The organism is Streptomyces sp. NPDC056527, from assembly GCF_042794475.1.
In the GTDB taxonomy this organism is placed as follows: domain Bacteria; phylum Actinomycetota; class Actinomycetes; order Streptomycetales; family Streptomycetaceae; genus Streptomyces.
The window spans coordinates 1-1,143 of sequence record NZ_JBHTTQ010000242.1; the positions used below are offsets into that span (position 1 = coordinate 1).

1 protein-coding gene is annotated in these 1,143 nt (G+C 70.0%); it reads right to left on the reverse strand.

Features of this window, described 5'->3' with window-relative positions:
* Nucleotides 1–1,049, reverse strand: a 1,049-nt coding sequence (locus tag ACFQ7Q_RS38175) for an IS110 family transposase (protein ID WP_383563884.1), incomplete at its 3' end; no start/stop codon positions are given.
* Between the last annotated feature and the right edge of the window lie 94 nt (nt 1,050–1,143).

Below are 1,143 nucleotides of genomic sequence, written 5' to 3' on the forward strand. Positions count from 1 at the left end.
CGGTAGATCTCTCGTGCGACGTAGCGTTTGAGGCAGCGGATGATCTCGCGGCGTGTCTTGCCCTCGGTCAGACGTCGTTGCAGGTAGTCGCGGGTGCGGTCGTCCCAGCGCAGACGGCTGAGGACGATCCGGTAGAGGGCGGCGTTCGCTTGGCGGTCGCCGCCACGGTTCAGCCTGCGGCGCTGTGTCTTCCCGGAGGAAGCCTCGACCGGGCTGGTGCCGCATAACGCTGCGAAGGACGCCTCGCTGACGAGTCGCTCGGGGTTGTCGCCGGCCGAGATGAGCAGGGCAGCGGCGCTGTCCGGGCCGACGCCGCGGACTTCCAGCAGGCCCGGCGTGCTGACTTCGACGGCCTCGGCTATCCGCTTGTTGAGATCGTCGATCTCCTCGGTCAGGTGCCGGATGCGGCGGGCCAGCAGCCTCAAGGTGTGACGGGCGGCCCCGGCCGGCCCCCTCGCGTGCTGGGGATCGAGGTCGGCGCACCGCTTGAACAGGTGCGGGTTGCTCAACCCGTCCAGCGACTCGCGGAGGGCGGAGTCAGCTGAGACCAGGACGCTCTTGAGCTGGTTGATCGCCTGGGTCCTGGACTTGATCGCGGACCCCTTCGCCAGCTTGAACAGCCGGAGCATCTCGACTGGACCGTCGCCGGTCTTCGCCGCGGCGGTGGCTCGTCCGGTCAGCACGGCGCGGGCTGCGGCCTCGGCGTCGATGGCGTCGGTCTTGCCGTGGCGGCGTCGGGCGGCCTTGTCGGGCTGGTTGACCTCGGTCACCTCGATGCCCTCGGCGCGCAGGTGACGGGTCAGGGCGGCTCCGTATGAGCCGGTGCACTCGACGCCGGCCCGCCGCAGGACGCCGAATGACCGTGCCCAGTCGAGGAGTTGCCGATAGCCATCGCTGGTCGCGGGGAAGCTGCGACCGTCCAGGGCGGCGCCGAGCACGGTGATGACGGCTGCGGCGTGGACATCCTTGTGAGTGTCCACGCCGAGCAGGACGTCCTCGGCGTCCGCCGGGACGTGACATGGGGCGGTGGACTGCGTGATGCTGGTCAAGGTCGCCTGTCTCCTGATCGCCTCGGGAACCGGTGGCCGTCGCCGGGCCGGGGGCGGTCAAGACTGTGACGGTGCCTGTCGCGAAGGCCCCTAT